The 546-nt window shown below is 62.8% G+C and carries 1 protein-coding gene; it reads right to left on the minus strand.

All coding sequences use genetic code 11. The features are described from left to right. Window positions 1-9 precede the first annotated feature (9 nt). Window positions 10-546: hypothetical protein (locus ACXJ3V_RS20610; RefSeq protein ID WP_457102219.1), on the minus strand; the 537-nt coding region annotated here is incomplete at its 5' end.

A 546-nucleotide genomic window follows, 5' to 3' on the forward strand; every position in this document is an offset into this window, starting at 1 on the left:
GGACATGACTTAGCGGGCAGGTCGCCTTCCACCCTGGAGAATCCGCCATGACGTKTGATACAGCCGCCGGGCGAATCCAATCTGCACGGCCACATAGCGCTCCGTGACTCCAAGCTCAGCGGCCAACGCCGCCAAAGCCCTGGCGCGGTCCGGCCCTCGCAAGTCGGGTCGAACAATGGTTGCCGCAGTTTGACGGAGCACCGGCGTGGGCAGGCATTCTGCCGCACGCTGGCAAACGTCCCCGATATGGCGCATTTCTTTCGGGTCAACCTCCAGTGCGTTTTGAACAGTCCTCGCCGTATGGCGCACTACCGTCGCCGCATGCCATCGGCGGCGGTCCTGTGGCGAAGGCGGACCGTACTGGCGTGGCCCAGTCAGACTGTCAACGGCAAGTACCCATACTCCGCCCGGCACGTTTGCCCGGGTCAGTTCGATGATTTTTCGTGCCCATTCCTGATCGATGATTTTCTCAGCACTTCGATCCACGCCGCCGATAACCAGCATCGCCAGAGCATCGAGCGACGCCGATCCGTCCGGATCCCCGGC

The sequence above is a fragment of the Microbacterium sp. P5_E9 genome (assembly GCF_054049175.1).